The 6,000-nt window shown below is 66.5% G+C and carries 6 protein-coding genes; 1 reads left to right on the forward strand and 5 read right to left on the reverse strand.

The window, feature by feature from the left end:
* Nucleotides 1-311: 311 nt before the first annotated feature.
* Together NE2_RS06030 and NE2_RS06035 are read right to left on the reverse strand one after the other, a co-directional pair.
* Nucleotides 312-536, reverse strand: coding sequence for a hypothetical protein (locus NE2_RS06030; RefSeq protein ID WP_307617237.1), 225 nt, complete (start codon nt 534-536; stop codon nt 312-314).
* Between the two features lie 13 nt (nt 537-549).
* Nucleotides 550-1,764 carry an amidohydrolase family protein gene (locus tag NE2_RS06035; protein WP_233429683.1) on the reverse strand — a complete coding sequence of 405 codons (1,215 nt, stop codon included), beginning with the start codon at nt 1,762-1,764 and terminating at the stop codon, nt 550-552.
* Nucleotides 1,765-2,013: 249 nt separating this feature from the next.
* On the opposite strand from NE2_RS06035, the gene NE2_RS06040 reads away from it, so the two are divergent.
* Nucleotides 2,014-2,805: an SDR family NAD(P)-dependent oxidoreductase gene (locus tag NE2_RS06040; protein ID WP_063024582.1), complete on the forward strand. Its 792-nt coding sequence runs from the start codon at nt 2,014-2,016 to the stop codon at nt 2,803-2,805.
* 48 nt (nt 2,806-2,853) lie between these two features.
* Here the strand turns inward: NE2_RS06040 and NE2_RS06045 are convergent, their stop codons facing one another.
* The 3 genes from NE2_RS06045 to NE2_RS36190 all read right to left on the reverse strand — a co-directional run.
* The gene (locus NE2_RS06045; protein ID WP_063024587.1) at nt 2,854-3,984 is read right to left on the reverse strand and encodes an NDMA-dependent alcohol dehydrogenase; all 1,131 of its coding nucleotides are present in this window, start codon (nt 3,982-3,984) and stop codon (nt 2,854-2,856) included.
* A 53-nt stretch (nt 3,985-4,037) separates the two neighbouring features.
* On the reverse strand, nt 4,038-5,474 hold the full coding sequence (locus NE2_RS06050) for an aldehyde dehydrogenase (protein ID WP_063024589.1): 1,437 nt from the start codon (nt 5,472-5,474) through the stop codon (nt 4,038-4,040).
* Nucleotides 5,475-5,576: 102 nt separating this feature from the next.
* A partial coding sequence (locus tag NE2_RS36190; RefSeq protein ID WP_507755072.1) for an LLM class oxidoreductase occupies nt 5,577-6,000 on the reverse strand: 424 nt, incomplete at its 5' end.

A 6,000-nucleotide genomic window follows, 5' to 3' on the forward strand; every position in this document is an offset into this window, starting at 1 on the left:
TTCAGCAGCCCCCGGACGGCACCGGTACGCGGCCGAAATCCCCATTGCCATCCGATTCTGGCACTAGTGTCACTATATTGCAACTACGTCTACCTGGACATTCTGCAAAAATATGGCATACGATTCGCCTATAAATGGCCATGAGTGTCACTAAAGTGGGTCTACTTCGAGAAGAGATCGAGGGCTGCCCGAGCAGCCTCGACCAGATCGCGGCGAGTCACCGCCGGGCCGCCGCCCTCAACCCCCTCCAGGAGCCCACAGGTGCGCCAGGAACCGCCACACAACACGTTGTATAGCTGAATGATTCCGCGTCAATCCCCACTTGATGCGGTCTGGAGCGAATCGCGGATCGCCTCCATCGCCGCCAGCCGCCGGGCGACCATCGTCATCGCAGCGACGTCCCCGGCCCCAGCCCGGAATTCGCCCAGACGTGCCCGCACCCGGACGATCTCCTCGGCCAGGCGTTCGCCCGCCTCCTGCTTGGTGAGCAAGTCCTGCTCGACCCAATCGGCGGCGTCAATGTCCTTCTCGGCCACGATGTTTCGCCCTTCAGTTGGCGCGGGGGAAGTTGAAGAGTTTGCGGGCATTGAGCTCGACGATCTTGTGCGCCTCGTCGTCGGGAACGTTCTGCAGGAGCTTGCCGGTGAACTCGCGGCTGTTGGGCCAGTTCGAATCCGAGTGCGGGTAGTCGCACTCCCACAGGATGTTGTCCACGCCGATCGCCTCGCGGCGCACAATGCCCTCGCTGTCGTCGATGAAGCAGCCCCAGATGTGCTCGCGGAACAGATCCGACGGCCGCACCTCCTTGTTCACGTTCTGGTACCAGCGATGCTTCTCCCAGACCTGGTCGATGCGCTCGAGCAGATACGGCACCCAGCCGACGCCCCCCTCGGAGAGGGCGACCTTCAGGTTGGGGAACTTGTAGAACACCGGGGAGAACAGCAGATCCGCGGTCGCATACATCGAGTTGGTACCGAACAGCGAGATCATCACCGCCATGGGGGCCTCCGGGGAGGTGATCGGCGGGCGGCCCGACGAGCCGAAGTGCATGCACAGCGGCAGGCCGGTCTCCTGCGCGGCCGCGAAGACCGGATCCCAGTGATCGGTGTAGAACGACGGAAGTCCTAGCGGCACAGTGCATTCCGGGAAAGTAATAGCCTTTGCGCCCTTGGCGGCGCAGCGGTAGATCTCGGCGGCCGCGGCGGCCGGATCCCACAGCGGCAGGATGATCAGCGGAATGAAACGATCCGGCGCTGCCGCCGCCCACTCGTCGAGGTGGAAGTCGTTCCACGCCCGCACCGACAACAGCGCCAGTTCCTTGTCCTTGCCTTCGAGGAACACGGTGCCGGAGAAGCGAGGGAACGACGGGAAGCACAGCGCCGCCTGAACGCCGTCGACATCCATATCGGCGATTCGGGCCACCGGGTCGTAGCAGCCGGGCAGCATATCGGAGTAGCGGGTGGGGTCCATGCCATATTCCTGCGGCTTCTTCCCCGCCACGGCGTTCAGGCCGATGTTCGGATACACCCGCCCCTCGTAGACCCAGACCTCGGCGAGCCGCTCGGCCCCCCGCCCTCCGCCCCGCGCCGCATCGAGCAGCGCCTTGGACAGTTCCTCGTCGCCGGCGTTCTGCGACATATCCATCTCGACGATTCGGGGACCATCCTCGACGAACTTCTTCGGCAACCGGTCGACCCACACCGATGGCGGCTCGATCAGATGGTCATCGACGGAAATCATCTGCATGGAATCTTGAAGCGGCACAACGCCTCCTCGGAGAAATAACTGGCTGACCGACCCGGACCGCGTATGCAGGCCACCGTTCGTGTCCACTATCTGACACTGTGTAATCTAGTGACTGCAGTCACAGCCGTCAACTACCAGTTCGATTGAGGCGTTCAGCCGCATACCTCGGGCTTGCGACCGTGACGCATCGATCTCCAACAGGTCACCAAAGAGACTATTCTGACATCATCGTCACTATCCACAACATTTCGGGAAGGACATCGACACATGGATCTGGCAGTGCGCGACAAGGGTTATCTGGTGCTCGGGGGAACCGCGGGCATCGGGCTGGCCACCGCGCGATCACTCGCCGAGGACGGCGCGAGGATCGCGATCGTCGGGCGCGATCGCGAACGCGGCGTGAAAGCGGCCGCCGAACTGGGCGAGGCCGGGGCCGCCGGGGTGACCAGTCTGTCGTTCGACGCCGCGCAGCCGGGCCAGGCCGCGCAAGCGGTGGAGCATGCGGTGGAATTTCTGGGCCGGCTCGACGGTGTCGCGATCACCACCGGCACCACCGGCCACGATCCGATCTCGGCAACCGACGAGCAATGGACCGCTGCCTTCCGCGATGTCGTACTGGGCACCAGTCGCACAGTCGAGGCGGCACTGCCGCATCTGATCGCGACCAAGGGCACCATCGTCACCACGGCCGCCTATTCGATCAGGTCACCCGAGATCGCGCGCCTGCCTTTCGCCGGACTCAAGGGCGCCGTAGCGGTATTCACCAAGGGGATCGCGAAAGAGTATGGGAAACAGGGCATTCGGGCGAACTGCATCTGCCCGGGTGCGGTCGAAACCGACGCGCTGAGCGCGATACGCGACTACCTCGCCGCAGAGCGCGGCTACCCCCGCGAGGAGGCACTCGAACGCGTCATGGTCGAGGAGTGGGGCTTCAGCGCGGCACTGGGCCGGCCGGGCCAGCCGCACGAGGTGGGCGAGCTCATCGCCTTTCTGCTCTCGCCGCGGGCCGGATTCCTCACCGGCGCGCTGATCAATATCGACGGCGGCACGAACTTCTGACCGGGGCGAACGTGGGGGACGCGTGCGGGCAGTCCCCCACCGCGTCGCCTAAGCCACGGCGTCGGCGGCCGGATAGCGCAGTACGCCGCGCAGGTTGCGGCCGCCGCGCATGTCCTCGTAACCGTCGTTGATCTTCTCCAGCGGATAGGCGCGGCTCACCACGGCGTCCAGGTCGACCTGGCCGTTGCTCCAGAGTTCGAGGATCTTCGGGATGTCCGCGCGCGGATTGGCCGACCCGTAGAGACTGCCGATGATTCGCTTCTCGGTCAGCGTCAGATCCATCATGTTGACCGAAACCTCGTTCTCGGCCATGGGATGGATATTGGTCACGATCAATTCGCCGCGCTTGGCGACCATCGCCAGCGCCTGCGCGATCAGGCGGCCCTCACCTACCCCCATCGTGCAGATGAACCGGTCGGCGCCGCGGTGCCAGGTCGCCTCGCGCACAACCTCGGGAGCCTCGTCCCAGGACGCCGCCACGTGGGTGGCCCCCATCCGCAGCGCAGCCTCCCGTTTGGACTCCGACGGATCGATAGCGATGATGTTTCGTGCCCCGGACAGTCGCGCGCCCTGCACCGCCGCGGCGCCGATGCCGCCCACCCCGGCAACCACCACGTTGTGGCCGGGCCGGATACCGGCGGCGTAGACCGCTGACCCCCAGCCGGTGATGAAACCGCAGCCCAGCAGGCAGGCCCGGTCCAGCGGGTGCTGCGGATCGATCTTGATACAGCTGGCCTCGTTCACGACGGTGTGGTGCGCGAACGAGCCGACCCCGCACGCCAGCGCGAGATCCTGGCCCCTCGCGTGGTGGCGCGCGGTGTCGTCGAAGATCTGGCGACCGCTATAGATCTTCGCGCCCAGATCGCACAGGCTCTGATGGCCGGTCGCGCAGGACGGGCACCGCCCGCACGAGGGGATGAATCCGAAGACCACATGGTCACCCTCTCGCAGCCAGGACACACTCGAACCGACCTGCTTCACCACGCCCGCGCCCTCGTGGCCCCCGATACACGGCAGGTGAAACGGCATGTCGCCGGTGACGATGTGCTCGTCGGAGTGGCACATTCCCGAGGCGTGCAACTCGACCAGCACCTCCTCGGCCTTCGGCGGATCGAGTTCGATCGTCTCGACCGACCAGGGCGTGTTGCGCTCCCAGAGCACGGCGGCAGTGGTCTCCATCATGTTCCCTTCTTCCGCCGTGACCGAAACGACAACGGCGACAACTTTTTTGATCAGCGAATGATCGACTGGGTTTCCAAGAAACCAGCGATCCCTTCCGGACCGCCCTCGCGGCCGATTCCCGATTGCTTGAAACCGCCGAACGGGCTGCCGAGATCGAGCGGGGCCGCGGAGTTCACCGAGACCGATCCGACTCGCAGCCGGGCCGCGACCCGGGCCGCGCGCGATCGATCGCCGGACCACACCGCGGCGGCGAGGCCGTAGTCGGAATCGTTGGCGATGCGCACGGCATCGCTGTCGTCGGTGTACGGAATGACCACCGCGACGGGTCCGAAGATCTCGTCACGGGCGATGGCCATGTCGTTGTCCACATCGGCCAGCACGGTCGGCTGGTAGTACCAGCCGGTGCCGAATCCGTCGGTTCGCGCGCCGCCGGTGACTACTCGCGCACCCTCACCGACCGCGGCGGACACCATCGATTCGACCCGTTCCAGCGCGGCCCGGTTGATCAGCGGGCCGACATCGGTCGAGGAATCGGCGGGATCACCGACCCGCAGCGCCGACACGGCCTTGCCGAAGATGTCGACGAACTCCGCGTAGCGCGTGGCTGGGACCAGGATCCGGGTCTGCGCCATGCACACCTGCCCGTTGTTGCCCATCACGCCGGTTACGAGACTGCCGATCGTCTCGTCGTCGAATGCGGCGTCGTCGAGCACGATCGCCGGTGACTTGCCGCCGAGCTCGAGTGCGCACCGCCGCACCGCGGCTGCGCAGACCGCTCCGATCCGCTTTCCCGCGGCGGTGGAGCCGGTGAAACTCACCTTGTCGACGCCCGGATGCGACACCAGCGCCTCCCCGGTCGCCACGCCGCCGGACACGATATTGATCACGCCCGGCGGTATCCCCGCCTCCTCGACGACCTCACTGAACAGCGACACACCCAGCGGTGCGTCGGGGGCGGGCTTGAGCACCACGGTGCATCCCGCCGCGAGCGCCGGCGCCAGTTTCATCGCGGCGATGAATAGGGGGACGTTCCACGGCACGATCGCCGCGGTGACGCCCACGGGCACGCGGCGTACGAGAACCTCGCCCCCCGCCCCGGTGGGACGGATCTCTTCGAAGCTGAAATCCGCCACCATCCGGGCGTGGGAGCGATACACCCCGACGGCGAATCCGACCTGGCCGAAGGAAGAGAAGCTGCGCGGCGACCCGACTTCGGCACAGAGCAGGTCGGCGAATTCGCCCGAACGCCGTTTCAGTGCGGCGGCCAGGCCGCTCAGCAATTCGGCCCGGTCGGTGGGGGTAACGGCGGCCCACTCCGGCTCGTCGAGCGCGGTGCGGGCCGCGGTGACGGCCGCCCCGACATCGGTGCCGGTCGCCTCGGTCACGGTGCCCAGCAGTGCACCGGACGCGGGCGAGAGCACCTCGATCCGCGGCCCGTCGGAGGCTCGCCACTGCCCGGCGATATAACACCCTGCAAAGTCGCGCACTGCTACCTCTTCCGTCCGATACTGCGCCAGAGCCGGCCGGGATCCATCCGGCCGCAATGACTGAATTCTGGCAGTAATGTCACTTTATCCGCAAGGGTTGTTTCAGCCGACGACCGAGGCCAGTCGATCCGGCGTACTGCCGTGCAGGATCAGTTCGTCGGCGCCCGCGTCGAGGTAGCGGTCGAACACGGCGTGACACTGCGCCGCGGTGCCGACCGCCGATGCCTCGTTCAGCCAGCGGGCCGGCAGCGCCGCGGCGGCCTCCGTCAGCTGCGCGGCGGTCCGGACCGAGTCGGCGGACCCGCGTATGCCGACCAATTGCGGATGTGCGCGCAGCACCGCGAGCTGGTCCGGATCCCAGCCATTGACCTGCGCCAGCTGCTCGCCGAATCCCGGAATCTGGTAGTAGCTCACCGCCCGGCCGGCGACAATGGCAGCTTCTTCGGCCGCGGACAGTCCCGAGCCGGTGACGACGGTAGCGCAGATTCGCACGGCATCGGCCGGGCGGCCTGCGGCCGCCGCGGCG

It is taken from the genome of Nocardia elegans NBRC 108235 (genome assembly GCF_001612845.1).
GTDB classification, from domain to species: Bacteria; Actinomycetota; Actinomycetes; order Mycobacteriales; family Mycobacteriaceae; genus Nocardia; species Nocardia nova.

Coding starts and splice junctions, on each gene's coding strand:
- NE2_RS06040 (WP_063024582.1), top strand. CDS start 2,014: ATGGATCTGGCAGTGCGCGACAAGGGTTATCTGGTGCTCGGGGGAACC.
- NE2_RS06045 (WP_063024587.1), bottom strand. CDS start 3,984: ATGGAGACCACTGCCGCCGTGCTCTGGGAGCGCAACACGCCCTGGTCG.